20 protein-coding genes are annotated in these 25794 nt (G+C 51.5%); 8 read left to right on the forward strand and 12 right to left on the reverse strand.

Going from position 1 to position 25794, the window contains the following annotated elements; translation table 11 throughout:
* Positions 1-71: 71 nt before the first annotated feature.
* Positions 72-1946, reverse strand: a complete 1875-nt coding sequence (locus tag CWE07_RS03040; RefSeq protein WP_111568841.1) for an SUMF1/EgtB/PvdO family nonheme iron enzyme — start codon at positions 1944-1946, stop codon at positions 72-74.
* A gap of 327 nt (positions 1947-2273) precedes the next feature.
* On the opposite strand from CWE07_RS03040, the gene CWE07_RS03045 reads away from it, so the two are divergent.
* Positions 2274-3539: a DUF6701 domain-containing protein gene (locus tag CWE07_RS03045; RefSeq protein ID WP_126818968.1), complete on the forward strand. Its 1266-nt coding sequence runs from the start codon at positions 2274-2276 to the stop codon at positions 3537-3539.
* Here the strand turns inward: CWE07_RS03045 and CWE07_RS03050 are convergent.
* Positions 3536-4864 (reverse strand): GAF domain-containing sensor histidine kinase, encoded by a 1329-nt coding sequence (locus tag CWE07_RS03050; protein WP_181452253.1) that lies wholly within the window; start codon positions 4862-4864, stop codon positions 3536-3538. The genes CWE07_RS03045 and CWE07_RS03050 overlap by 4 nt on opposite strands.
* Positions 4865-4988: 124 nt before the next feature.
* Between CWE07_RS03050 and CWE07_RS03055 the strand changes: the two genes are divergently transcribed.
* Together CWE07_RS03055 and CWE07_RS03060 are read left to right on the forward strand one after the other, a co-directional pair.
* Positions 4989-5621, forward strand: coding sequence for a flavin reductase family protein (locus CWE07_RS03055; protein WP_241974023.1), 633 nt, complete (start codon positions 4989-4991; stop codon positions 5619-5621).
* Positions 5622-5647: 26 nt separating this feature from the next.
* Positions 5648-6445, forward strand: coding sequence for an SDR family oxidoreductase (locus tag CWE07_RS03060; RefSeq protein ID WP_198679876.1), 798 nt, complete (start codon positions 5648-5650; stop codon positions 6443-6445).
* Here the strand turns inward: CWE07_RS03060 and CWE07_RS03065 are convergent.
* From CWE07_RS03065 to CWE07_RS03090, 6 genes are all read right to left on the reverse strand, one after another.
* A complete protein-coding gene (locus CWE07_RS03065) occupies positions 6442-6579 on the reverse strand; it encodes a DUF2256 domain-containing protein (protein ID WP_111568837.1) in 138 nt (45 codons plus the stop codon). The genes CWE07_RS03060 and CWE07_RS03065 overlap by 4 nt on opposite strands.
* A 36-nt stretch (positions 6580-6615) precedes the next feature.
* Positions 6616-6801 (reverse strand): hypothetical protein, encoded by a 186-nt coding sequence (locus CWE07_RS03070; protein ID WP_111568836.1) that lies wholly within the window; start codon positions 6799-6801, stop codon positions 6616-6618.
* A gap of 74 nt (positions 6802-6875) precedes the next feature.
* Complete coding sequence (pyrC, locus tag CWE07_RS03075; RefSeq protein ID WP_111568835.1) at positions 6876-7916, reverse strand: dihydroorotase; 1041 nt, start codon at positions 7914-7916, stop codon at positions 6876-6878.
* A 38-nt stretch (positions 7917-7954) separates the two neighbouring features.
* The gene (locus tag CWE07_RS03080; protein ID WP_111568834.1) at positions 7955-9952 is read right to left on the reverse strand and encodes a MacB family efflux pump subunit; all 1998 of its coding nucleotides are present in this window, start codon (positions 9950-9952) and stop codon (positions 7955-7957) included.
* A complete protein-coding gene (locus tag CWE07_RS03085) occupies positions 9906-11054 on the reverse strand; it encodes an efflux RND transporter periplasmic adaptor subunit (protein ID WP_111568833.1) in 1149 nt (382 codons plus the stop codon). The genes CWE07_RS03080 and CWE07_RS03085 overlap by 47 nt, the downstream gene beginning before the upstream one ends.
* A gap of 13 nt (positions 11055-11067) precedes the next feature.
* Positions 11068-11688 (reverse strand): thymidine kinase, encoded by a 621-nt coding sequence (locus CWE07_RS03090; protein ID WP_111568892.1) that lies wholly within the window; start codon positions 11686-11688, stop codon positions 11068-11070.
* Between the two features lie 160 nt (positions 11689-11848).
* On the opposite strand from CWE07_RS03090, the gene CWE07_RS03095 reads away from it, so the two are divergent.
* From CWE07_RS03095 to CWE07_RS03105, 3 genes are read left to right on the forward strand one after another with little or no spacing between them, the layout of a single operon-like run.
* Positions 11849-13096, forward strand: coding sequence for an adenosine deaminase family protein (locus tag CWE07_RS03095; RefSeq protein WP_111568832.1), 1248 nt, complete (start codon positions 11849-11851; stop codon positions 13094-13096).
* Between the two features lie 55 nt (positions 13097-13151).
* Positions 13152-13538 carry a hypothetical protein gene (locus CWE07_RS03100; RefSeq protein WP_111568831.1) on the forward strand — a complete coding sequence of 129 codons (387 nt, stop codon included), beginning with the start codon at positions 13152-13154 and terminating at the stop codon, positions 13536-13538.
* Between the two features lie 28 nt (positions 13539-13566).
* A complete protein-coding gene (locus CWE07_RS03105; RefSeq protein ID WP_111568830.1) occupies positions 13567-15606 on the forward strand; it encodes a bifunctional metallophosphatase/5'-nucleotidase in 2040 nt (679 codons plus the stop codon).
* Here CWE07_RS03105 and CWE07_RS03110 read toward each other — a convergent pair.
* Together CWE07_RS03110 and CWE07_RS03115 are read right to left on the reverse strand one after the other, a co-directional pair.
* Positions 15603-17375: a GGDEF/EAL domain-containing response regulator gene (locus CWE07_RS03110; protein WP_111568829.1), complete on the reverse strand. Its 1773-nt coding sequence runs from the start codon at positions 17373-17375 to the stop codon at positions 15603-15605. The two genes, CWE07_RS03105 and CWE07_RS03110, sit on opposite strands and share 4 nt — an antisense overlap.
* The gene (locus tag CWE07_RS03115) at positions 17356-19611 is read right to left on the reverse strand and encodes a hybrid sensor histidine kinase/response regulator (protein ID WP_111568828.1); all 2256 of its coding nucleotides are present in this window, start codon (positions 19609-19611) and stop codon (positions 17356-17358) included. Before CWE07_RS03115 ends, CWE07_RS03110 begins: the two co-directional genes overlap by 20 nt.
* Positions 19612-19749: 138 nt before the next feature.
* Here CWE07_RS03115 and CWE07_RS03120 point away from each other — a divergent pair, with 138 nt between their 5' ends.
* On the forward strand, positions 19750-20715 hold the full coding sequence (locus CWE07_RS03120) for a GGDEF domain-containing protein (RefSeq protein ID WP_111568827.1): 966 nt from the start codon (positions 19750-19752) through the stop codon (positions 20713-20715).
* 18 nt (positions 20716-20733) lie between these two features.
* Here CWE07_RS03120 and ssb read toward each other — a convergent pair whose 3' ends face one another.
* Complete coding sequence (gene ssb / locus CWE07_RS03125) at positions 20734-21354, reverse strand: single-stranded DNA-binding protein (protein WP_111568826.1); 621 nt, start codon at positions 21352-21354, stop codon at positions 20734-20736.
* Positions 21355-21391: 37 nt separating this feature from the next.
* Positions 21392-22771 (reverse strand): MFS transporter, encoded by a 1380-nt coding sequence (locus CWE07_RS03130; protein ID WP_111568825.1) that lies wholly within the window; start codon positions 22769-22771, stop codon positions 21392-21394.
* A 200-nt stretch (positions 22772-22971) separates the two neighbouring features.
* On the opposite strand from CWE07_RS03130, the gene uvrA reads away from it, so the two are divergent.
* On the forward strand, positions 22972-25788 hold the full coding sequence (uvrA, locus tag CWE07_RS03135; protein WP_111568824.1) for an excinuclease ABC subunit UvrA: 2817 nt from the start codon (positions 22972-22974) through the stop codon (positions 25786-25788).
* Positions 25789-25794 lie beyond the last annotated feature (6 nt).

Here is a 25794-nt window from a genome sequence, read left to right on the forward strand (position 1 = left end):
TTTAAATGCTGCAACTTTAGCAAGTGCTCACTATCACCACAAGCGTTGATAGTATATATATGATTTCAGTGTTAGCTATTAGTTTCATCGCGCAGCACGCGGAAGCCTAAATAATTCGAGCTAAACTCAGGAAACAGCTCTAAACGCACGTGCATCCGCGCTAACGCAGGGGCAAAATTATACGCGCCACCACGTGCAGTTGCTACCTCTCCTTGGCTCGGATTTGTCCATTCCCAGACATTTCCCACCACGTCTTCTAGACCATAGGGGTTTTTCGCGAAGCTATTAATCGGTGAAGGCGTGCCATTGAAGGCTGAGCCGCAGGTCACACAATTTGCACGCCCAGTGCCAATGCTTTGGCCCCACCAATAGGCGCTGGTGCTGCCGCCACGGGCTGCGTATTCCCATTCATCTTGGCTAGGTAAGCGATAGCTTTGACCGGTGCTTCGCGATAGCCAGTTGGTGTAAGCCTTGGCATCATTTAAGCTAACGCAAGTGACTGGTAAATTATCTTGTAGCGTGTAGCCAGGTGATTCCCAGCTCATGCTGGCATCGGTTTCAATCGAACCTGAATTAAGGAAGCGACACCCTGCGCCACGTTCGGCTGTGGTAACATGCCCGGTTGCCTGCACAAAACGGCGGAATTGCCCAACGGTGACCGGTGTGACACCGAATGCGACTGGCACCGCCATTTCAAACTGGCGTGCGCTGCTAGCATCTTCGCTGGCACGCTGTAAATTACCCACACGCGCTGAACCTGAAGGTACTACCACCACAGTGGGCCCATCACCTTCACCACTTAAAGCATCTTGAATCAATTCACCTGGCGCAAAGTCATAGGCTAAGCGGCTCAACTCGGCCCACATGGTTTGGGCACCGTTAACCGCAATGCGTGACGAATACGTGGTGTAGCCACGGCGGCTGACCGCGATGTCATATTCGCCAGGTTGCAGCATCACTTCGACAGGGGTCGAACCATAACGCTCACCATTAATGATGACGCTGTCGTTATGCACATTGGAGCGTACGAGAACACGGTGTAAAGCGTTCTCGCTAGACGGCTTTTTTCCGCGGTCGCTCGCCTCCTCGTTTTCCGCCTGGATGTTATCAGCACAGTAACGAGGGTCTATCTTCAGTAGCTGGCAAGCTTCGATGCGACGCATACGGCCTTCCACTTCTACTTCAAGGCTTAAATTATACTGCCGACCACCAGTAAAACCACTTTCAAGCGGGGTTGCGCCTAACACACGCACATCCGGCGACACCTCTTCACGATTCTCTAAGGCCACCGAGTATTCAGTTAAATTTTCTAACGCATTGGTCAAAAATGAACGCGACGCGCGTTGCTTGGCTAACATATCAGCACGATTTTCACATTGTGAAATGGTCTCATCGCGGTCACAAGTCACTTGCTGTTGTACTTGCACTTTATTCGAGGCATTAAATTCATGTACCAAGCGATCTACGCGCGCCAGCTGCAATTGGTCCTGATACGTGGCAAGCTGGTTTTGCATCGAGTGCTCACGCACTTGAGTGCGTTCAAGATCAGCACGCAAATTACCTAAGTTTGAGCTCAATTCCGCTACGCGTTGGTTATTACGCTGCTCTTCTGCTACTGCTTGCTGATAAGCTTGCTGCACTTCGTTAATATCAAGAGTGGGGTTATCAACTAACTCGCGATAGCGACGGTTCATCTGCTCTAAAGCTTGACGGCGCTCACGTTCGAGGGTTGCGCTTGCTTCACGTGCGCTGTTTAAGCGCTCGGACGTGGCTCTCACTTGCTGCTCTAAATCGCGGCGCTGGGCAATGGCTTGTTCCAACTGCGACTGCACGCTGGATATCTGGTTATTAATTTGCGTGACGCTCAACTGCCCAGCCTCTTCGGCCAGAAGCGTAGGCGAGCTAAGCAACACAGCTATCATCAACGATGTCTGAGCTAGGCGCATGTGTATCCCCAAAATCTGATATGTGTTTTTTACGTTATTACCGCTATGCTATTTTCAATAGTATCAAAAGGCAAGCAATTGCTGTGCTTTATCCTTCAATCCCATGTCTATTTGTCTTTCAGTTCGTTGCGCTCGTTTCTTCAACAACGACCTGCAAAAATATACCCTTGGCGATTAATGCAGACAAACGCCTCATTTTGGCCTTGAATGCGCAGCTCTGTATCCGCCAGGTTGCAGCTTTGCAGGCATCCTTGCGGGTTAAACCTAAGCGTCGCCGGTGTACTTACGCTAATCCCACCAAATGTAATCGTTTGCTGCGGCTGTAGCGTGCTTACTTGTAATCCGGCGCTGGTGTTGGCGAGGTTAACGCCATACTCATTTGCCGCAACCACGTCGTTCATCGCCCGCTTTATCGCGGGCGAGCCATTTACTCTGCAGGTGGAAGCACACAACGCGAGCGGCCAAGTGACACCAAATTTCGGACAGGAACAAACCCCAGTGGTACCAGAGGTAAGCCCTCAGCGACTATTGCGGCCAGAGGGTGGCCGTTTTGAAAGTAGTTTATTTAGCACCGGCGAGCTGACACGCATTGCGCCTGGGCGCTACCAAAGTGACAATGCCTCCTGGAACGAGGCCGGCAGTCTTGTGCTGCGTGCTCAGTTACCGAATAATCGCTATTTAACCGCCGACGCGGACATCGGCAGCGAAGCTCAGGTTGGTAGATTCTACCCGTTTGGTTTTGAGCTTGATGAATCTTCGCTGCTCAACGCATGTCTGAGCGATACCCCGTTTAGCTATCTGGGCGACCCGAGCATTGAAGCCCAATATAGGCTGCACGCGGTGAATCGTGCGGGTAATGTACTGGTCAATTACACCGCCGAGCCGAATACGAATTATCAAGCCCAGTTCGGCTTCACTATTGTGGGCTCAGACATTGATGGTACGCGCTTATTTGCCAACCCAGACAACGCGCCGTCCGGTATCAGCAACGCCGCATGGCTCGATGGCGCACTCTCGTTTAATCAATCGGATGTCGATACGCCTCGATTACTTGGTATTCAGCGTCAAACATCGAACGTGGAAGAAGGGCCATATACCGGTGTTGAGCTCGGCCTGATAGTCGAGCAAAACCCCGACAACATAAACGGCATCGGTGTTTTCACATTAGATGGCACGGTTGACATGATCTTTGGCCGTTTGGTGCTGGATAACCTCGCAGGGCCCGAAGACGAAACCCTTAACATTATTGCACGGGTAGAGCGCTGGGACGGGCAACGTTTTGTCAGACACATTGCCGACAGCTGCACGCAACTCACTGCCAGTAACTTTGCGATCGGCGCCAACCCAAATACTCTAAATTCAAGTGTTGTCCGCAATGCTGGCGAGCAAATGCCTTTGACGCTGGGGCTCAGCAGTGAAGACTTTGGCTGGAGCCCAGCAGGTGCGTCTGGCGAATTTGAATTTAGTTACCAAGCGCCTGTTTGGTTACGCTATAACTGGGACGGTAGCGTCGAGCAAGACCCAAGTGCTACAGCGACCTTTGGCCAGTTTCGGGGCAATGACCGTATTATTTTCTGGCTGGAGCGGCGCTAGTCAGCGCCTACCTGGCCTTGTTCAAGCTCCGTCGTGGTTTGCGCTGGCTGCGCTAAAGGTAACGCGATAACCACCAGAGTACCTTTACCTTGCTCACTGCGCACTTTGAGCGCGCCACTGTGGTCACGCACGATACCGGTGGCAATACTTAAGCCTAAGCCAAAGTGCAAGCTGTCTTTACCCTCAGAATAAAAGGCCTCAGTGGCACGCTGCACCGTTTCATCTGACATGCCATCGCCATTGTCTTGAACTCGAATCTGCACATGGTCATCTTTAGTCAGCAACGCCACTTTGACGCTGACTTTGCCAGCGCTCGATTCAGCGGCGTTAACCAGCACATTTAATAACGCCATAAAAATTTGGCTTTCCACCACGCGTACTTTAGGCAGGTCTGCGACTGGCTCAAACACAAAACGTACTTTATTATCAAAGCGACTTAACAACACATTACGGCAATGGCGCACGGTGTCGTTTAAGTCGGTTTCCGCCAGCTCATTATTACCCGCAGTTTCTGTGGTGTCGCTTAAGGCATCGACCATCCGCCGCAGATCGTCCTGACATGACATGCTTTGAGAAATTAAGCCTGCACATTTTTCGTTACCCGCCAACTTATGGGCTTCAAGCAAGTGTTTGCGGCTTATATTAATCGCCTTCCCTGCTTCCTTGCCGACACCCGCGGCCAAAAGGCCCAAAGTGGCAAGCTTTTCTGCGCTAATTAAACGCGAGCGTGTGGTTTTAAAGCGCTCAATCAGTTGCATAAGTTTATGGTTGCGCTGCTCCAAATGCTGCTGCTTTTGCGCCAAACGTTTTTCGGCGTTTTTCGCGCGCACCACCAATTGGCGCAACTCAAGCTCGTCTTCGACAATGCGCGCCAAACGCCCCAACTGCTGTTGTTGCGAATCACTAAGTTCTCGTGGACTATGGTCGATTAAGCATAACGTGCCCAGCACTAAATCGCCCTGAGCTTTAATCGGCGCGCCTGCATAAAAGATAACTGGCTGCTCTGTTGTCTCTGTCAATGGATTGCCAGTGAAACGCGGATCCTTAGTAGTATCTTGAATCACCATCATATCGCCTTGCTCGACCACATGACCACAAAACGAAATCTCACGTGAGGTCTCTTTGATATCTAAGCCGCAGCTTGACTTAAACCACTGACGTTTATCATCGACCAGGCTAATTAATGCTACCGGAACAGAGAACATTTCAGCGGCAAGCTTGGTGATATTGTCAAAACGCTCCTCAGGGGAAGTATCCAGCACTTTTAATGCAGTTAAATGCGCTAAGCGCTGCGCTTCATTGGCAGGCGTTCCTGGCTGCTGCATGGTGTCCTCCAGCGTGCACATATATAACTAGGGTTAAAATATCAGATTGCACGAATTAATCCAGATCCCCAGCATCGGGAATACCGTAAGCTTAGTAACAGAATCAACAAACAGGAAACTCGTCATGACCGAATCGGCACCCGTGCCTCATCAGTTGACCCGCAGTGATATTGCCGCGATGCCTTCGCGTTATCGCGCTCAGCTTATTAATAGTTTAACTGGCTTTAAACCCGCCAACTTATTAGCGACCCAAAGCCTGCAAGGGCAGCCCAATGTTGCAATGGTGAGCTCCGCAGTTCACTTGGGTGCCGACCCTGCATTACTTGCCTTAGTGATGCGGCCGCCCGTGGTTGAACGCCATAGTTTGGACAATATTCGTGAAACGGGTGTGTATACACTTAACCATGTGCACCGCGACATTCTGGAACAAGCCCATCAAACCGCAGCTAAATATCCACGCCAGGTGTCAGAATTTGACGCCGTTGGGCTCAGTATTGAGTACCCATTTAGCTTTGCTGCCCCTGCGGTGGCTGAATCTCGTTTGCAAATCGGGTTACGCTTGGTGGAAATAGTGCCGATTAAGCACAACGGCACAGAGATGGTGATAGGCGAAATCGACTGGGTGCAAATTAAAGACGATATATTGCACGCCGAAGGATATGCAGCCATTGAAGAAATTGGTAGCGTAACCGTATCAGGGTTAGACAGTTATCATCTTACCCATTCATTAGGTCGCCTCGGCTACCCGAGCGTGTAGCGACGATTTTCAACAAGGAATTGTGTATGTCCATCCAGTCTTTACGCGTTTTTATTACAGGCGGCGCCAGTGGCCTCGGTCATGCCCTCGCCAAAGCTTGTCTGGCCCGCGGCGCCCGCGTGTGTATTGCCGATATTTCAGAGCCTGCCGAACCACTCGACGGCGTGCTTTATTTGCCCTGCGATGTCACCGAGTTAGCACAACTGGAAGCGGCTTGCGATACACTAAGCCAGCGCTGGGGCGGCGTTGACTGGGTGTTCAACAACGCCGGTGTCGCTCAGGTAGGCCCGATTGAAACCGTCAGCATGGACGATTGGCACTGGATTATTCAAATTAACTTGCTAGGTGTGGTGCGCGGCTGTAAGGCTTTTACCCCGATGCTTAAACGCCAAGGCCACGGCCATATTATTAATGTGGCATCGATGGCAGGCTTACTCGATGTCGCCAACATGAGCAGTTATAACGCCACCAAGGCTGCGGTAGTGTCACTGTCAGAGACACTGCACAACGAGTTAGCGCCCCATGGGGTCGGGGTAAGTGTGGTGTGTCCCTCGTTCTTTCGCACCAATTTGGGCCAAGCCATGCGCAGCACCATCCCAAATATGGACAAATCCCTCGACAAGCTGATGCAAAAAAGCCCACTCAATGCCGATGACGTTGCCGCGTTGGTCCTGCGGGCGGTAGACCGCAAGCAGTTCTATATTTTGCCCCACGCACCTGCGCGGCGGCTTTGGTTAGCCAAGCGCTTATTGCCGCGTAACTGGTATGTGCGCTTAGTGCGCAAAGGCGGTAAGCCTGGTGGCATTAAAAAAGCCAGCCGCTAACCGCGTCTGGCTTCTCCTGCGCATCGTTTGGAGCAGTATTTCACCTGCTTCCAATCGCGCTCCCACTTCTTGCGCCAACTAAACGGGCGCTGACATTGCGGGCAAATCTTGCTTGGTAGCTGAGACTTTTTCATCTCACTGCGCCAACCATTATGCGTTGAACACAGCTTTTAGCAAGCTTCCGTGTTGACGGTCACTGTTGGACGTGCATTTTCGCTAGCTGACTGAACGTACTCTACCTGACATGCATCACCACCATCAGTTACTACATCGCGACCTTGAGGCGTGATACGCACTGTGTCGTCATCCACACTGAAATCCCAATCACCAGCACTCACATTCAATGCACTCTGCAAGCCCTCTGCTGTCGGGTAACCATAAGCCGTCGCAACGGTAGCGCTGCCTGATTATCAAGAACCGAGTCGTGTGCTTAGTCGTCGCCCAATTTCCAATTCAATGAATCACCTGCCCAGTAAGGCACAAAGCTCTGACCGGCAATGCTGACCGTTTGCGGCACTTGCCATGTACGTTGCTGCAGTACGATGCGCTCTTGATTGCGCGGTAAACCATAAAAATCAGCCCCAAAGTGACTGGCAAACGCCTCAAACTTGTCCATCGCATCAAACAGCTCAAATAAATGTGCGTAAAGCTCTATCGCCGCAGGGGCGGAATAACACCCTGCGCAACCACAGGCCGCCTCTTTCTTATCCTGCGCGTGCGGCGCTGAGTCAGTCCCCAGGAAAAACTTTGGATTGCCACTTAACGCAGCCTGTTGCAACGCTTGTTGATGCGTCCGGCGCTTTAAAATCGGCAAACAATAATGGTGCGGGCGAATGCCGCCTACCAACATATCGTTGCGGTTCATCAGCAAATGCTGCGGGGTAATTGTCGCGGCCACGGTCGGGCCTGCTGCGAGCACAAAATCGACCGCGTCTTGGGTGGTGATATGCTCAAGAATAATTTTTAAGGTGGGGTGCTTGGCATGCAACGGCTTTAAATAGCGGTCAATAAACACTTGTTCGCGGTCAAAAATATCAATCTCGCTGTCCGTCACTTCGCCATGCACCAACAACGGCACTTGCAACTCCGCCATGGCTGCAAACACCGAGCTCAAACCATCAATATCGGTGACGCCAGATGCTGAGTTCGTGGTTGCGCCCGCCGGATACAACTTAAAACCAATAACATGCGGGTTTGCCGCCGCCTCACGAATGGTATCGACGCTGGTTTGCTGGGTTAAATATAAAGCCATGAGTGGGTCAAAATCGCTGCCCTCGGGTACATGCGCCATAATGCGCTCACGGTACGCCAATGCTTGCGCCACCTCCGTGACCGGCGGCACCAAGTTGGGCATGATCACCGCGCGCTTAAACTGCCGGGCGGTAGCCGGCACCGTGCCAGCCAGTAAGTCACCGTCGCGTAAATGTAAATGCCAGTCGTCCGGGCGGGTCATGCTAAATTGCTTACTCATGGGGCTCTCCTGGTTTAAATTCGCGCGCTATTTTAGCATTACTCACTCGACAATGCTTGTACTGGGTCAAGACGAGACGCCTTACGAGCTGGCAAGAAGCCAAAAATTAACCCAGTCAAAAACGCACAAGCGAACGCCAATACCACAGGTGCCGTGGCATACAGTACAGGCGTACCTAGGCGCTCAATCAGCGCCGTGGCACCCAAGCCAATGGCCACACCGAGCACGCCACCGAGCAAAGAAACCGTCAATGCTTCAATTAAGAACTGTTGCATAATATGCAAACGCCTTGCCCCAGTGGCCATGCGCACGCCAATTTCCCGGGTACGCTCGGTCACACTAACCAGCATAATGTTCATCACGCCAATACCGCCTACCACTAACGAAATCACCGCAATGACGCCGAGCAGCACGGTCATGGTATTTTCTGTTTCTGTCTGGGTTTCAATAATCGACGCCATGTTGCGAATGGTAAAGTCTTCGACCCCGTGGCGTTCAAGCAATAAGTTGTGCACCTCTTGGTGGGTCTGGTGCATCAACTGGGTGTTATCCACCGCAATGGTGATGTTGCGCACGAAACGCTGCCCGAATAAACGTAGCGAGCCGGTGCTGAATGGTACTAACACGACGTCGTCCTGGTCTTGCCCCCAAGGTGACGCACCGCGTTCTTGCATCACTCCTATGACCCTAAACAGCACATTGTTAATTAACAAAAACTCGCCCAGTGGGTCACGATCAGGGAACATTTGCCGCGCAACCGTATGCCCTATCACCGCCACGGTATTGGTCATTTCCTCGTCTTCTTGGGTAAAAAAGCTGCCCTGCTGAGGAAACCAGTTGCGTGCCATCGGGTAGGTTGCATAGGTTGCATTGACTTGGGTTTGCTGGTCAAACCCTGCACGGCGCAACGTTTGCGACCCCGTCAATTCAGGCACGGCCGCCAGCACATTCGGCAATTCATTGATCGCGTCTGCGTCTTCAGGCACTAAGGTTGCGACGTTCCAGCGCCCACGTTGATTCGGCGCGCCCGGGAATACCGACAGTAAGTTGCTGCCCATCGCACTAATCCTGTCCACCACCTCTTGCTGCGCCCCTTGCCCTATCGCCAGCATAGAAATCACCGAGGCGACGCCAATGACAATCCCTAACAAGGTCAGCATAGTTCGAAATACGTTGGCTTTGAGTGAGCGCGCAGCAGTCGCAAAGGCTTCACCTAAATCATTCAGTACATTGCCTTTGCCACGTGCTGGGGTAACCTTTGGTTCAGCTACAACGACGGCGTCCTCGCGTTTGTTATCTGCGACAATATGACCGTCTTTGATTTCGATAAGTCGGTCAGCATGGGCCGCCACTTTCGGGTCATGGGTGATCAAAATAATGGTATGACCTTGACGCGACAGCTCTGCCAGCAACGCCATCACGTCTTTACCACTTTGGCTGTCAAGGGCACCGGTCGGCTCATCAGCCAAAATAATATCACCACCGTTCATCAGTGCCCGTGCAATCGACACCCGTTGCTGTTGACCTCCGGACAATTGGCCGGGCTTGTGGTCAAGGCGTTCTGCGAGCCCCAATTGCGAGAGTAAGGCTTTCGCGCGTTCGCGACGCTCAGTCGCAGGCCGCCCGGAGTACACAGCGGGTAGCTCGACATTTGCCACCGCATCTGCTGCGGCAAGCAAGTTATAGTTTTGGAATACGAACCCAAAGGCGTCGCGCCGCAGCGCCGCAAGTTCGTCATGGTCCAGCGCACTCACCGCACGGCCGCGAAACTCATAATCACCCTCGGTGGGTTTATCTAAACAGCCCAAAATATTCATCAGCGTCGATTTGCCGGAGCCGGAGCTACCCACAATGGCGACGAATTCACCCGCCTGAATATCAAGGTCAATGCCGTGCAACACCTGAGTAGTCAGTTCACCACTCTGATAACTTTTGGTGATGCCGCGTAAGCGGATCAATGGCACCGATTGTGATGCCTGCGCAACTTGATTATCCACGCATACCTCGACCACCGCCAGCTGCCATCGGCGCAGCATTGGCGGCTGGGATCACCACTTGGGCGCCAGCATCAATGCCACTTTCAATCGCCGTATGTACACGGTCGCTTACCCCAGTCGACACCCGCACTTGACGCTGGCTGCCGTCACTGGATATCACCTCCACGTAGGCACCCTCACGGTCGCGGCGCACCGCCGCGGCTGGCACGGTTACCGCATCACGCGCCGCATCGGCGATGAAAAATACGTTGGTGGTCATTTGTGTCATCAAACGACCCTCGTCGTTTGGCACTTCAAACAGCGCGTTGTATAGCACCACGTTGTTCTCAACGACAGGGGTCGGTTCGATCAAGCGCAGCTCACCGTGCCAGCGCTGGGTGCGATTCCCCATGGTGGTAAAATAGACCGGCATGCCTAGTTCTAAGCGCCCGATATCCGCTTCCGATACTTGGGCTTCTACGGTCATTTCACTTAGATCCGCAATGGTAAGTATGGTCGGCGTGGTTTGTGCTGCATTCAGGGTTTGCCCACGGCGCGCTTCAATACTGACCACAGTGCCACTCATAGGGGCGAAAATACGGGTATAATTAAGATTCGCTTCCGCGGCACGCAAACTCGATTGGGTCTGGTCAATTTGAGCACGAATTGAATCAACCTGGGCCTGAGCCTGCTGCATGGTGGCGCGCGCCGTCTCTACCAACTCTTCGGAGGTTAAACTAGCCCCCTGCAAGCGTTCCTGGCGCTGATAGTTTAATCTCGAGAGTTCGTATTGGGCTTCACGTTCGCGCAGTACCGCCTGTTGGTTACGCAATTGGGCTTGATTCGATTCCACCTGCGACTCCAATAGCGTCGGGTCAATTTCCGCCAATAATTGCCCTTGCTCCACTTGATCTCCAACTTCTACCAGTAAGCGCTCGAGCTGGCCGGATACCTGCGCACCTACATCAACGAAGTCACGTGGTTGCAGCCGGCCAGTCGCAGTCACTAAGACCTCCACATCGCGCACCTCGGCGCGCGCAGTATTGACTTGCTGACGGGTGTCAGGCGCTGTCCACTTGAGGTAACCCCAAACGGCTACAGCAGCCAATACCAATACGCCAATGGTTAATCCTAATTTACTGCCGCCATACTGCTTTTTCATCTGTTGCTGTTCCTTATTGGCTCCGTTCTGGAGCACCCCCGAATGAATCGACACCGGCTTCTTGCAACGCTTGCAACCAGTGTCTTCGACAGCACGAAACATAACGATCATTGCCACCGATTGAAATTTGTTCCCCACTTGCAATCGCTTTTCCTTGGGCATCCACCCGCAGGGACATGGTTGCTTTACGTCCACAGTGACAAATTGTTTTCATTTCCACTAACTTGTCGGCAATCGCTAACAACGCAGCGCTACCGGCAAATGCCTGCCCAAACGCGTCGGTGCGAATGCCATAGCACATCACAGGTACATTCAACACATCACACACCCGCGCCAGTGCCCAGACTTGCTCACTGCTTAGAAATTGTGCTTCATCGAGTAGTACGCAATCCAGCGGCCCTTGCGCTAGTTGGTCACTCAACAATTGAAATAAGTTCGATTCAGGACCAAAAGTAAGCGCCTCACGGTCAATCCCCAAACGTGAGTGAATATGACCGACGCCACCGCGGGTATCCAGCGCTGGGGTGAGTAGTAACACATTCTGCCCGCGCTCTTCGTAATTGTGAGCCACCTGAAGTAAGGAGGTGCTTTTGCCTGCATTCATTGCTGAATAGGTGAAATATAAAGACGCCATACACTGCCAAAAACGATTAAAATAAAAGACTTCGCAATAGTGCGTAAATTTACGCGTAAACGCCACCACTGGTAATCTTTTCTTACAGTTTTTCGGTGAACTGCGGGTTTTGTGGTATGATACGCGGTTAAGTTCACCCAAGGTACAGGAGTTTCTCTGCATGTCTCAATCCAGTTTCCCGCACAGCAAATATTCTCTCGACTTCATCAAGGAAATGCCCAAAGCTGATTTGCATTTACACCTTGATGGCAGCTTACGCCCTGAGAGCCTGATAGACATGGCAAAGCGCAGCAAAATTGAGTTGCCAAGCTACACCGTTGACGGCCTTTTTGACCTGGTGTTCAAAGAGAACTATCAAAACCTTGGTGAGTATTTGCATGGTTTCCAATACACCTGCTCGGTACTGCGCGATTTAGAAAGCCTACAGCAAGCGGCCTATGAATTAGCCCAGGACAATTTGGCTGAAGGCGTTAACTACATTGAAATTCGCTTTGCGCCACAGTTATTAATGGACCCTGCGCGCGGCATCACGTTTGACAAGGTCATGCATGCTGTCAATGATGGTTTGGCACAGGCACAGCGCGAGTACAACCAAAGCGATGCGGTGAAACAGCAGGGCAAGCCTCCGTTCCATTACGGCATCATTAATTGCGCAATGCGCATGTTCGGCGCCAAAGGCTTTTCCCCCTACTACACCCAAATGTTCCAGCTATTGGCCGACCACAAACCAATTGATGTGATTAAGTCAGCGGCGATGGAGCTGGTTCGCGCCAGTGTGCGGGTGCGTGATGAACAAGGCCTACCGATTGTAGGTTTGGATATCGCAGGGCAAGAAATTGGCTATCCAGCGCATAAATTTAAAGACGTTTACGAATATGCACAAGAGAACTTCCTGCTCAAAACCGTGCATGCGGGCGAAGCGTACGGCGCCGAGAGTATCTTTGAAGCCTTGACCCAATGTCAGGCCGACCGCCTTGGTCATGGCTACTCACTATTTTCACCTGACATGATCGAAGACGAGCAGATTACTGACAAGCAGGCCTATGTGAAAAATTTAGCGTCCTATATTGCTGATCGCCGCATCGCAATTGAAGTGTGCTTAACCAGTAACATGCAAACTAACCCGGCTATCGGTGAATTGAAGCACCATAATTTTGGACATATGCTAAATAACCGCTTGGCGACAGTTATATGTACCGATAACCGCTTAGTGTCACGCACCACAGTAAGCAACGAGTACAAGCTCGCCCTTGATACCTTTGATGTGCCGCTTAAACGCTTGAAAGACATTGTGGCTTACGGGTTTAAGAAAAACTTCTTCCCTGGCAACTATGTAGAAAAACGCGCCTATGCCAAACAAACCTTAGAATATTTCGACAAGGTTGCGCATAAATACGGCTTCATTTAAGTCATTGGTACGAATCATGCAAAGCTCCGTTAGAGACCACTAGCGGAGCTTTTTTATGCTCAATATTTCAACCCAAGCCAATCTATCTGCCGTATACGAAGCGAATCCGGCGAGCCAAGCCCAGCGCCAGCAGCAACACGCCAGCGCAGAGCAATCAGCCGCGCTGATTCAGTCGCTGCAAGCACCAAGTCAAAGCCGTGAAGGCTTCTTAGAGGAAGCGCAGCGCCTGACATTGCTGGCGCGCATGGGCGTCGACATTGACACGCTGAACGACATTGAAGGTAAAATTGAACAGTTAGAGAGCATTGAGACGCGTAATAAAGAGCAGCAAAGCGAGTTAGAGAGCTTATTAGAGCAACGCAAACAACTGTTTCGTGATGCCATGGAGCGCAAAAACGGCGAAAACTTGCCGGCTGGCAGCATAATGTCCTTTCACGTATAGTAGCGTTTTTATTTTGCCCGTGTGATTTATGTTAAAAGCTACTTGTTTACGTGCATTGCCGCTCGGCTTGATACTGCTTGTCACCGCTGCCTGTGCACCTTTAGGCTCAGAGCCAGTCAGCACGCCCCCACTGACCTTGCATATTGCCCATATCAACGATACCCATTCGGCCTTTGACCCAATTGATGGTCAATTTCAGGCGCAGGAACAGCGCGTATATAACCAGTGGGGCGGACACCCTCGCCTGCTGACCCGAATTGAACAACATCGCCAAGCGGCCAGTGACCATCAGTTGCCGTTTCTGGTATTGCACGGCGGCGATGCCTGGCAAGGTACTGCCTATTTCAAGGTCAATGAAGGGCGTATGAATGCCGACATTCTAAGTCGCATGGGCATTGATGCGATGGCATTGGGTAATCATGAGTTTGACCTCAGTAACGCGCATTTAAATACCTTTATCGAGTACATCAACTTCCCAGTCCTGGCCGCTAACATTGATACCAGTAATGACCCTGATTTAGCGGACCAAGCCAACCTCAAGGCCTACACGCTATTTCGCTTTGATGGCGCCGAAAAACGAGTTATCACCCGTGCCGATATCAGCCAAGCTCAGCGCCAAGGCGCTCAGGTAGTCGCTGTATTTGGTATCGCATTAGACGACATGCCGAGCATCTCACCGAATGTCGGCGAAGTGATTTTTCACGATATGGTGACCAGCGCACAAGCCATGGTAGATGAGTTGCAAGAACTTGGGGTGGCGCACATTTTAGCCGTCACTCACGTAGGCAATGCCGTCGATGTCAGCATTGCCGCCCAAGTGAACGGTATTGATGCGATTATTGGTGGTCATTCCCATTCACTACTCGGTGACTTTCGCGAGCTTGGCTTAGGCCAGAGCGCAAGGCCTTATGCTGAGCGCGTAGCGAATCCTAATGGCACCAGCTTTACCTGTGTTGTGCAGGCAGGTGAATACGCGCAAGCCGTCGGCTTGTTAGAGCTTAGCTTTGATGCCGATGGTCAGTTAACCGCATGTGGAGGCGGCAACACAGTACTTAGTAATGCCGCACTTAGTAATGCCGCATGGTTTAGCGATGCCGAACGTCAGCAAAGCATGCCCAGCACCAAGGCAAATGACATCAAACAATGGCTTCAGAACGTCGAAGGTTTTGCTATCGTCGATGAAGATCCGGCACTTCGCGAGGTCATTGATACCACGTACCGCGAGCCTATGCTTGCCGCGTATGGTGCGCCCATCGGTAGTTTACCTGAGCCTATCATGCATGTACGCCGCCCTGGCGACAGCGGTAGCGATCAACACGGCTCGCAGTTAGCTCCGCTGATTGCCGCCGCGCAATTCAACTACGCCAATAGCCCAGCCGTGCAGCGCATTACTGGGCTTAAGCCTGACTTTGCACTTGTCGGCGCGGGTGGTATTCGCAGCGGTTTAGAAGAGGGCGAAATTCGTGAAGGCACCATTACCTTAGAAGTGCTGCCGTTTGCCAGCCCCCTGTCTATCGTGCCACTGCGTGGTTCTGTGGTGCGTGACGTAATTGAGCAGACCATTATCGCAACCTTGCCAGACGGTGCCCACGCCGGACGTTTTCCCTATGGTGGTCAGCTACGCTATACCTTCCGTGAAACCGATGCAGGGATTGACGGCGAAGTGACTAGCATTCAATTAAATACGGGCACCATTGATGCCCCGCGTTGGCGCGATTTAGAAGATAACGTGTTGTATAACGTGGTCATGAATAGTTATATCGCCACCGGCAATGATGGCTGGCTAGCCGTCGCGGAAGCTCAGCGTGAGCGCAGTGATCGCGTTGACTTAATATATGTGGATGGTGAGCTGCAGACACGCGCCGTCGCGCGTATTCGCGCTTTAGAGGGTGGACGCTTGCAGGTCGAGTATCAAGGACAAGGCATCGATTGTAGCGCCAGTGACGTTGCGTGCAATACCGACGCAACCGCGGTGGTCAGTTACCTTCAACAACGCAGTCAAGCTGCCAATGGCGTATTACTTCCCCTTAGTTACCCGACAGTCACGCTTGAGCGGGTAAATCACTAAGCATCAAAATCAGCCAGCGGGGCTTGCACAAAGTCTAGCAATGCCTCGCTGGTTAATGGCCGTGCGAAATAATAGCCTTGGGCTAAGTCGCAGCCATGTTCGCGCAACCACTGCGCCTCTTGTGCTTGCTCGACGCCCTCGGCCACGACCCCGTAACCTAACCCCTTTGCCATCTGAATAATGGAAGCGAGTAAAAACTGATTACGCTGCCCTTTGAGCAAGTCGACGATAAAACTGCGGTCAATTTTTATCCAGTCAGCCGGCAACGTATTGATATATTGCAATGAACTATACCCGGTACCGAAATCATCGATAGCAATCGCGACACCATGCTGACGTAGGGTCAGCAATTCACCATACGCCACTTGTTGATTGCTCACTAAACCTGACTCGGTGACTTCAAGGGACAACATATTTGCATTCAGCTGTCGTTGCTTAAGCTCGCGCAAAAAGAAATCGGCAAAACCAGATACCAATTGCTGCGCTGCGACATTCACCGCAAGTTCAAAGTCATTATCCACCAGTTGCTGCTGCGCCCAATCGCCACGCAAGCGCATGGCTTCTACGATAATACGGTCGCCGATTTGACGTATATCGCCTGTTTCCTCAGCGAGCGCAATAAACTCCAATGGACTAATCGCCCCCAGTTCAGGGTGTTCCCAACGTAATAAGGCTTCCGCCCCAGTCACTCGCTGGCCTGCTAAATCGATTTTTGGCTGTAAGGCTAAATGCAATCCGGTATTAAAGGTCACTTCGGCTAAGTCTAATTTGAGCCGATACTGACGCGCCTCAGCCTCACTTAAGGCTTGGCTGTACTCGCCAACTTGATTATCACCACCACGTGGCACCGCTTGAATCGCAAAGCGCAGCAACTGCTCAGCATCTTGTTGCTCTGAAGCTGCCAGCTCTTGTCGGTGATGGTAAACGCCCACACGCGCATGCACGCGCCCATGCACAAGATTCAAAATTTTCGCGTCGATTGCCGCAGTAATAAGACTCACCGTCTGACACACGTGCTGCGGATTATGGGTTAAGCAGATGAGATACATATTACTGTCGTAATGCCCTAGCCAGCCACCTTTATCAGTGACGAGATCAGTCAAACTGCGCGCAATCTCCAGCTGTAAATTATCTGCAATCTGCTGGCCTCGAACACGGCTGATGTCGTCCATACCGTAGACAGCGACCGCAAGTAGACTAAAATCCTGATCGCCTGCAAGCTCGGCATCTAGTTGTTGGCTAATGTAGCGGCGGTTACCTAAACCAGTGGCAGGGTCAGTGACCGATAGCACGCGCAGAGCTTCAGTTTGGCTCTCGACTGTGGCCTCAAGTTCGCTATTAATCGCTAACTGCTGCTTACTTTCAGCACGCTTCTTCAGCAAATTAGTCAGCCGCTGTACTACTTCAAATTGGTTAAACGGCTTAGTAAGGTAATCTTGCGCCCCCATCTCCAAAGCAGACAGTTTTATCTGCTCGTCGTTATCGGCAGTTAAAACCATTATCGGTGGCACATGCAACGACGCCTTGTCAGCATAGCGTTCGCGATAATACTGCTGCACCATCTCAATCACGTCGAGTCCGCTTAAATGCGGCATGCGCATATCGAGCAGTAAGGCGTCTGGCTGCACTTCTAAGGCTGGCAGCATTTTACGCGGATCCTGAATACACAGGATCTGCTCGTACCCTTCTTCTTCAAGAATCGCTTCGAGTAAAAGTAAGTTTTCCAACTTGTCATCTAAAATAACTATCTTAGCTGCTGCTGGCGTCATCGTGTTTCGCTTCTATGTGTTGCAACAGATCGTACAGTTCTTCCACCGCTAAGGGTTTGGTTAAGTAAGCATCAAAGCCTTGATCTAAACCGCGTCGTACGTCTTTTTCCATTGCATTAGCCGATAAAGCCGCCACCGAAATATGTTGCAGGCTTTCGTCCATCCGGATTTGCTCTAAGGCTTCAAAGCCATTCAAGCCCGGTAAGTTGATATCCATTAGAATCAGCTCTGGCATCAGTTGCCGCGCCAATTGCAAACCTAATTGTGCATCGTGGGCACAGGTCAGCTCAAAGTTGTCATGCTCGCTGAAAATATCTTCCATTAGGCGCTGATTCGCAGGGTTATCTTCAATGTATAACACACGAATATGACGATCAAATTCGGCGTCACTGCCCGCCTTAAGTTCATCAATGCTGGTGTCTTGTTGCTTCGACATCGGCAAGGTAACGTGAAACACTGTGCCTTCACCTTCCACTGATTCAGCTTCAATGTTTCCAGCCATTAATTCCGTTAAGGTACGTGTAATAGACAACCCAACCCCAGTGCCCTCAATGCTTGAATTTTCTGCACCAAGACGATTAAACGGCTGAAACAGCTGACTGATTTTATCTTTGGCAATACCAATGCCATTGTCTTTAACCTGAATGTGCACCAGCTCACCATTAAGCGCCCAGTGCAAGCGCACATATCCGCCCTCGCGATTATACTTTACCGCATTACTCAGCAAGTTCATCAGCACTTGCTTGGTGCGGGTATAATCAGCATCAACCCGCACTTTGGGTAAAATGCGGGGGTCAAACTCAACCCGCACGCCATATTGCCCGGAAATGCTTTGGACTACGTTGACCGCCTCAGTCGCCGCATCGTGTAACGAAATACTTTCAATGGATAGCGGGATTTGCCCCGCTTCAATCTTGGCCAAATCGAGCACTTCGTTAATCAGCGCAAGTAAATGCTGACCGCTTTTGTAAATCTGTTCAACTTGGTTACGCTGACGCTCGGGTAATGGCTGCTTTTTGCTATTGACAAGTAGCTGGGCATAACCAAGCACGGAATTTAACGGGGTGCGCAGTTCATGACTCATAGACGATAAAAAGTCATTCTTGGCACGGCTCGCCGTTTCAGCAGCATCTTTGGCCTGTTGCAGTTCTTTATTGGCTCGCTCACGTTCTTCCAATTGACGATACAAGCGAATGAGTAATGCGCAGGTAGCAGTAAAAGGCTTTAAGCGCCCGACTGTCTGCTGGCTAAATGCTTCACTGCTGTTGGCGAGTGCGAACATCCCTAGAATTTCATCACCATCCATAATGGGCACACCCACATAGTTGTGCAGCGGCGGATGGCCCTCGGGCTGACCACCACGCCTAGGGTCTTGGGCAAATTCGTTACTAATCAAAGTTTGGCCTTGGGCAAATACCTGACCGAGCATGGTGTCGGGGTTACTCAAGGTCATTTGCCCTGCGCGCAATTGCTCAAGCAAGCGGCGCGAAGGTTCGTCCCAAGATAAATCTGTAATGGCGTGGATTTTAAGCTTTTTTGTGCCCGCGATACACTCACCGATCAGCGCATATTGGCTGTCGGTTAAGTCCCGTAACGCCTGCTCTAAGAAGGTCCAAAGACGGTCTCCTGACATCAGCGCGCTGTAGTCCGTAAGCCCTGTTAGCAACACTTGCAGCAGTTTGTCTTGTTCTTCCAAGCGCGCTTGCGTCGCCATCAGTTGCGATTGCTCGTCATAGCGACGCACTAACACCTCGGCCTGGCGCGTCAGCAAACGCTGTAATTCGCGCTGCTTCGAGGTTAATGTCCGCGGCTTCGTATCAATAATACACAGCGTACCCAGCACATGCCCTTGTTCGCTAAAAATAGGGAAACCGGAATAGAAGCGAATGTGCGGCGCCCCGGTAACTAACGGATTGGCTTTAAATCTCGCGTCAGCGGCAGCGTCGTGCACTTCAATGTGCTCGCGTGCACTAACCGCATGGTCGCAAAACGCCACACCCCGTGGCGTCTCACATACACTTAAGCCGACTTGACTTTTAAACCATTGGCGCGCTTCGTCTACCATAGACACCGCTACGATAGGAACGTCGAATAATAGCTGGCAAAGTTGGGTCAATTGATCAAATTCAGCGCTGGACTCTGAATCGAGTAACCCAGTCTCACGCAATGCTTTTAGGCGTGCGGCTTCATCTTTGGCCTGTTGCGAACTGGTATGCGTAGGTGTTGACTCAGTCATAAGTACTCAATTTGTCCATTATTGGCCTTGGGGTTTGACCCATACTGGTGTTATCGGTCAAGTTTGCTTAGGCTACAACAGTTTTACACTCGGCGCTAACCTCGGTAGACTCAAATCTATACAACAGAGGATGCCAACATGAAGCAACCCGACCCTATTCAGCCGGAATTATCCCCAGAGGACGCCACTACTCAATTGCGACGCTTCGAAGTGCGCTCATCAGAGGCCTTACTACAACTTCTGGACAACGGCGAAGTCGGCCTCTGGGAGTGGAACATCGCCAGCGGCGAAAATCTTGTCTCGGTAGCATGGGCAGCTATGCTCGGCTACGAACTGAGTAAGCTACAGCCGACTAATTATGAGCGTTTCAGCCAACTGATTCACCCGGACGATATCGCCGAAGTTGAATCCAACGTAAAAGCCCATATCGAAGGCAAAGTGCCTAAATACAAAGCCAACTTCCGTTTGCGCCACCAGCAAGGGCATTGGATCTGGGTCAAAGCGCGCGGCCAAATTACCGAATGGGACAGCCAAGGAACGCCCACGGTCATGTCCGGTATCCACCTTGAAATTACAGCACTTAAGACCACCGAGGAAACTCTGCGTACCCGTTCAATAACGGATGAAATGACGCGTTGGTTCAATCGCGGTCATTTTTTGCACGCGGGCTCAAGGGCGGTAAAGCGTGCCCAACGTCAGCACACCCGGCTTGCACTGATCATGTTCGACATAGACCATTTCAAATCAATTAACGACAGTTATGGCCACGCCACGGGCGATAGCGTGATTCAAAAGGTGACGCAGTTAGTTGGTAGACGCGTGCGTAGTGTTGATATTGCCGCACGCATGGGCGGTGAAGAATTTGCTATTTTACTGGAAGGCGCCAGCTTGGGCGATGCGCGCAGCATCGCCGAGCAAGTGCGCAAACAAATCAGCGGTACAGAATTTAAAACTACTTCAGGCCTAAACTTTCACGTCACCATTAGTTTTGGCGTCAGTATGCTGCAACCCGAGGACAGCAGCATCGATAGCTTATTAAGCCGCGCTGACAGTGCTTTATATAAAGCCAAAACCAACGGCCGTAACCGCACGGAATTGGCTTAATTTGGGGTAACCTAACATTCAGAACGGGATATCGTCGTCAAAATCCGAGTCTGGTGCGAGTGGTTGCGGCTGAGGTGCACGGTTAGACTGCCCACCTTGCTGTTGACCACCCTGCTGGCCGCCAAATCCGCCTTGTTGTTGACCGCCGCCTTGCTGACCGCCAAAACCACCTTGCTGCTGTCCACCGCCTTGCTGACCGCCAAAACCGCCTTGCTGCTGTCCACCGCCTTGCTGGCCACCTTGTGGTGCGAAACCACCTTGGTTACCACCAAAGTTGCCGCCGCCTTGACCGCCTTGACCACGACCATCAAGCATTTGCATGTCATTACACACAATTTCCGTGGTGTAGTTGTCTTTACCGTCCTGGCCTTGCCACTTACGTGTTTGCAGGCGCCCTTCGATATAAACTTTGGAGCCTTTGCGCAGGTATTCACCCGCGATCTCAGCTAAGCGACGATAGCAAACCACACGGTGCCACTCAGTTTGCTCTTTTTGTTCACCGGTTTGCTTGTCCTTCCAGGTTTCACTGGTCGCCACGCTTAAGTTGGCAATCGCGGTGCTGTTTTGGGTATAGCGTACCTCTGGGTCGGCGCCCAAATTTCCGATTAAGATAACTTTATTAATTCCACGACTGGCCATGCCTCGCTCCTTTACTTTATATCATTCGCTTTTCTAATTACTGCGTCGCCGAAAATTGGGCAATACACGCTTGCGCCGCCTTACTATCATAGGCATCACGACGCACTTTTAAATAACTCATCTGTTCATTGGCGATTACCACCGCCTCAATCACCCCAGCTTGCTCAGCTAACGCCTGCGCTAGTGCGCCAGCCTGCGCAGGCTTCACGCTAGGACACGCCAGGCTGACATTCGCAACCCCAACCACCGGCTGCATACGCAAACTGGCCGTAAACCAAATGGCTAATAGCACCATACAGAATAAAACTACGCCGGTCATGCCAAAATACAGATACAGTGCACCGCCGCTGATACCACCAGCAAAGGCACCAAAAAATTGAAAGCTGGTGTAAATGCCGCTCGCGCTGCCTTTACTACCTGCAGGTGCATATTGCGCCAGCATCGCAGGAAGGCTTGCTTCAAGATAGTTAAAACCGATAAAGAAAATCCAGACCCCAAGCACCAAACCAAGTAAAGAGTGCGCAAAAGACGCGATTACCGCGAATGCCACAAGTAATAGCATAATCGCAAACCTAAACGTTGGTAGTTGTCGCTGACGTCGAATTGCATAAAACATCAGTGGCACCATGACCACGAACGACAGTAACAGCGTGGGGAAGTACAACCAACCATGTTGCGCCGCATTGAGCCCTGCGCTGACCAAGGTCGTGGGTAAACTTACAAACCATGCGGTTAGCACCAAGTGCAGCACAAAAATACCTAGGTTCAAGTGTGCCAGCTGAGGTGTCAGCAACAAACGCTTCAGTTCCGTTTTAACCGGTAGCAAATCGCGCTTGGGCGTTTTAGTCACCGCATCCGGGGTGACTGTTAGCACTAAACCTACCGCAAGCAACGCACTGGCTGCAGTAAACCAAAACAGGCCACTCATGCCAACATGGGCACCTAACCAAGGGCCCAGCACTAACGCAAGCGCAAATGACAGGCCAATACACAAGCCAATAACGGCCATGACTTTGGGTCGTTGCTGGTCACGTGAACAATCCGACGCCAACGCCAATACGGCACTGGCAATCGCGCCTGCGCCCTGCAAAGCACGGCCAACAATGACCCACGTTAGGCTATCAGCAAGCGCTGCCACCACGCTGCCCAAGGCAAATATTAATAAGCCGCCGACAATGACAGGTCGTCGGCCGATACGATCAGACACCCAGCCCATCGGAATTTGCAGCAAGGCTTGGGTAAGGCCATAGGCCCCAATCGCCATGCCAATCAAAAATGGTGAGTAATCGGGGTATTGTTGGCCATATACCGCAATCACCGGCATGATCAAAAACAGCCCGAGCATACGTAAGCCAAAGACGGACGCTAGCGAAGCCGCTGCCTTTTTCTCAACTGAATTTAATGCGTGTTTGTTCAAACCCGAATGCACCTGAAAACGTGGATAGACTGGGTGGATAATATTGGCACGAGAGTGTACCAGAAAGCATCACAACGCACTATGTTGAAAGCATGCATTGCCAGTATGTGCTGGCTGCGCTTGCTGCAAATCTGTGCGATAATAGAGGATTAGCTCAGCCTCCGGGCACCCTCACCTTAAGCCAAAAGAAGTCGGAGACTATGGATAAAATTGACATTCGTGGGGCGCGTACTCACAACTTAAAGAATATTCATCTCGAAATTCCGCGCGATAAACTTGTCGTGATCACTGGTCTATCTGGCTCGGGTAAGTCGTCCCTTGCATTTGATACCTTGTATGCGGAAGGTCAGCGGCGCTATGTTGAGTCGTTGTCTGCCTATGCACGTCAATTTTTGAGCTTAATGGAAAAACCTGACGTTGATTCCATTGAAGGTTTATCACCGGCCATTTCAATTGAACAGAAATCGACCTCACATAACCCGCGTTCGACCGTCGGTACCATTACCGAAATATACGATTACCTGCGCTTGATGTTTGCCCGCGTGGGCGAGCCTCGTTGTCCCCATCATGATTTACCTTTGGCTGCACAAACGGTCAGCCAAATGGTGGATAACGTGATGGCACTGCCAGAAGGCAGTAAAATTATGCTACTTGCGCCAGTCGTACAGGGGCGTAAAGGTGAGCACCAAAAGACCTTAGAGAATTTAGCGGCGCAAGGCTATTTGCGGGCGCGGGTAGATGGCAATGTCTGCGACTTAAGTGACCCGCCTAAGCTGGAATTGCATAAAAAACATGATATTGAAGTTGTGGTCGACCGCCTGAAAGTGCGTGACGGGCTAGAGCTTCGCCTTGCTGAGTCGTTTGAAACTGCGCTCGAGCTAAGTGGCGGCACGGCATTTATTGTGCCCATGGAAGGCGAGGGAGAATCACTTACCTTCTCTGCCAACTTCGCCTGTTCTGAATGTGGTTACAGCATGCAAGAACTTGAGCCGCGCATGTTCTCGTTTAATAACCCGGCAGGTGCCTGTCCTACCTGTGACGGCCTTGGGGTTGAGCAATTTTTTGCCGCGGAGAAAGTGGTTGCTAACCCAGAATTAAGTCTCACCGGCGGTGCTATTCGCGGCTGGGACAAACGCAATTTTTATTATTACCAAATGCTGCGCTCGTTAGCGGAGCATTATGGCTTTGACTTGAACGTGCCGTTCCAAAGTTTAGCCGCCAACACCCGCGACAAAGTGTTGTACGGCAGCGGTAAAGAAGAAATTAAGTTCAAGTATGTGAACGACCGTGGCGATACCGTGGTGCGTAAACATACCTTCGAGGGCATTATTCCAAATATGCAGCGCCGCTACCGTGAAACTGACTCGACTGCGGTGCGCGAAGAGCTTGCGAAGTATTTGGCTAGTCAGCCCTGTAAATCCTGCAACGGCACGCGCTTACGCGAAGAGGCTCGTAACGTATTTGTGGAAAATACAACCTTGCCTGAAGTCGTTGAGCGCTCTATTGGTGATGCCTTACATTTCTTCCAGACCCTAACGTTGACCGGTCAGCGCGCCAGCATTGCGGAGAAGATCTTAAAGGAAATTAACGACCGCCTTAGTTTCTTGGTCAATGTCGGGTTGAATTATCTCACCTTATCGCGCAGTGCCGAGACTTTGTCAGGGGGCGAAGCCCAGCGCATTCGTTTAGCCAGCCAAATTGGTGCAGGCCTGGTCGGTGTTATGTACGTGCTCGACGAGCCCTCAATCGGTTTGCACCAGCGTGATAATGAGCGCTTGCTCGATACCTTGCGTCACCTGCGCGACTTGGGCAACACCGTGTTGGTGGTGGAGCATGACGAAGATGCGATTCGCTGCGCGGACTATGTGATTGATATAGGCCCCGGTGCCGGTGTGCATGGCGGTGAAATTGTTGCAGCAGGCAGTGTTGAGGATGTGATTGCGAGCGAAGGCTCGCTCACCGGCGATTACCTGTCTGGACGCAAAGAAATTGCAGTGCCGAAGCAGCGCCACAAGCCGGGTAAAGATTACCTTGATTTAAAAGGTGCGCGTGGCAATAACCTAAAAAATGTCGATTTACGCTTACCCATTGGCTTGATGACCTGCGTGACCGGGGTGTCAGGTTCGGGTAAATCGACTTTGATTAACGACACCTTATACCCACTGGCACAGCGTGAACTGAATGGCGCAACCACCACAGTGGCGGCACCTCATGACAGCATTGATGGCTTACAGCACTTAGACAAAGTCGTGGATATTGATCAGAGCCCTATCGGCCGCACGCCGCGTTCAAACCCTGCCACCTACACCGGTATTTTTACCCCAGTGCGAGAACTCTTTGCAGCGGTGCCTGAAGCACGTTCACGCGGCTATAAGCCAGGCCGCTTCAGCTTTAACGTCAAGGGTGGTCGCTGCGAAGCCTGCCAGGGTGATGGCGTGATTAAAGTTGAAATGCATTTCTTGCCGGATGTATATGTGCCCTGTGACATTTGTAAAGGCAAGCGTTACAACCGTGAAACTCTGGAAATTCAGTATAAAGGCAAGAGCATTCACGAAGTACTCGATATGACCATTGAGGAAGCACGTGAATTTTTCGATGCCGTTCCAGCGATTGCACGCAAGCTGCAAACCCTCATGGACGTTGGCTTGTCGTATGTGCGCCTGGGTCAGTCTGCAACCACCTTGTCAGGGGGCGAGGCTCAGCGCGTTAAGCTATCGCGCGAGCTGTCTAAACGCGATACCGGTAAGACCTTATATATTTTAGACGAGCCCACAACTGGCCTGCACTTTCACGATATTCAGCAGTTGCTCGCGGTACTCCATCGCCTGCGTGATCACGGCAACACCATTGTGATCATCGAACACAACCTTGATGTGATTAAAACCGCGGATTGGATTGTCGACTTAGGCCCTGAAGGCGGCTCTGGTGGTGGTGAAATTCTTGAGCAGGGTACGCCTGAAACCGTCGCCAAGAGCACCAAGTCGCATACCGCTCGATTCTTGAAGCCAATGTTGTAAGCTTGC

Source organism: Aliidiomarina maris, from assembly GCF_003987335.1.
Lineage (GTDB): Bacteria > Pseudomonadota > Gammaproteobacteria > Enterobacterales > Alteromonadaceae > Aliidiomarina > Aliidiomarina maris.

Excerpts from the sequence above, each read along its gene's own strand:
- CWE07_RS03040 (WP_111568841.1), bottom strand. The coding sequence starts at position 1,946 with ATGCGCCTAGCTCAGACATCGTTGATGATAGCTGTGTTGCTTAGCTCG.
- CWE07_RS03050 (WP_181452253.1), bottom strand. The coding sequence starts at position 4,864 with ATGCAGCAGCCAGGAACGCCTGCCAATGAAGCGCAGCGCTTAGCGCAT.
- CWE07_RS03055 (WP_241974023.1), top strand. The coding sequence starts at position 4,989 with ATGACCGAATCGGCACCCGTGCCTCATCAGTTGACCCGCAGTGATATT.
- CWE07_RS03060 (WP_198679876.1), top strand. The coding sequence starts at position 5,648 with ATGTCCATCCAGTCTTTACGCGTTTTTATTACAGGCGGCGCCAGTGGC.
- CWE07_RS03065 (WP_111568837.1), bottom strand. The coding sequence starts at position 6,579 with ATGAAAAAGTCTCAGCTACCAAGCAAGATTTGCCCGCAATGTCAGCGC.
- pyrC (WP_111568835.1), bottom strand. The coding sequence starts at position 7,916 with ATGAGTAAGCAATTTAGCATGACCCGCCCGGACGACTGGCATTTACAT.
- CWE07_RS03080 (WP_111568834.1), bottom strand. The coding sequence starts at position 9,952 with ATGCTGCGCCGATGGCAGCTGGCGGTGGTCGAGGTATGCGTGGATAAT.
- CWE07_RS03085 (WP_111568833.1), bottom strand. The coding sequence starts at position 11,054 with ATGAAAAAGCAGTATGGCGGCAGTAAATTAGGATTAACCATTGGCGTA.
- CWE07_RS03090 (WP_111568892.1), bottom strand. The coding sequence starts at position 11,688 with ATGGCGTCTTTATATTTCACCTATTCAGCAATGAATGCAGGCAAAAGC.
- CWE07_RS03095 (WP_111568832.1), top strand. The coding sequence starts at position 11,849 with ATGTCTCAATCCAGTTTCCCGCACAGCAAATATTCTCTCGACTTCATC.
- CWE07_RS03100 (WP_111568831.1), top strand. The coding sequence starts at position 13,152 with ATGCTCAATATTTCAACCCAAGCCAATCTATCTGCCGTATACGAAGCG.
- CWE07_RS03105 (WP_111568830.1), top strand. The coding sequence starts at position 13,567 with ATGTTAAAAGCTACTTGTTTACGTGCATTGCCGCTCGGCTTGATACTG.
- CWE07_RS03110 (WP_111568829.1), bottom strand. The coding sequence starts at position 17,375 with ATGACGCCAGCAGCAGCTAAGATAGTTATTTTAGATGACAAGTTGGAA.
- CWE07_RS03115 (WP_111568828.1), bottom strand. The coding sequence starts at position 19,611 with ATGACTGAGTCAACACCTACGCATACCAGTTCGCAACAGGCCAAAGAT.
- CWE07_RS03120 (WP_111568827.1), top strand. The coding sequence starts at position 19,750 with ATGAAGCAACCCGACCCTATTCAGCCGGAATTATCCCCAGAGGACGCC.
- ssb (WP_111568826.1), bottom strand. The coding sequence starts at position 21,354 with ATGGCCAGTCGTGGAATTAATAAAGTTATCTTAATCGGAAATTTGGGC.
- uvrA (WP_111568824.1), top strand. The coding sequence starts at position 22,972 with ATGGATAAAATTGACATTCGTGGGGCGCGTACTCACAACTTAAAGAAT.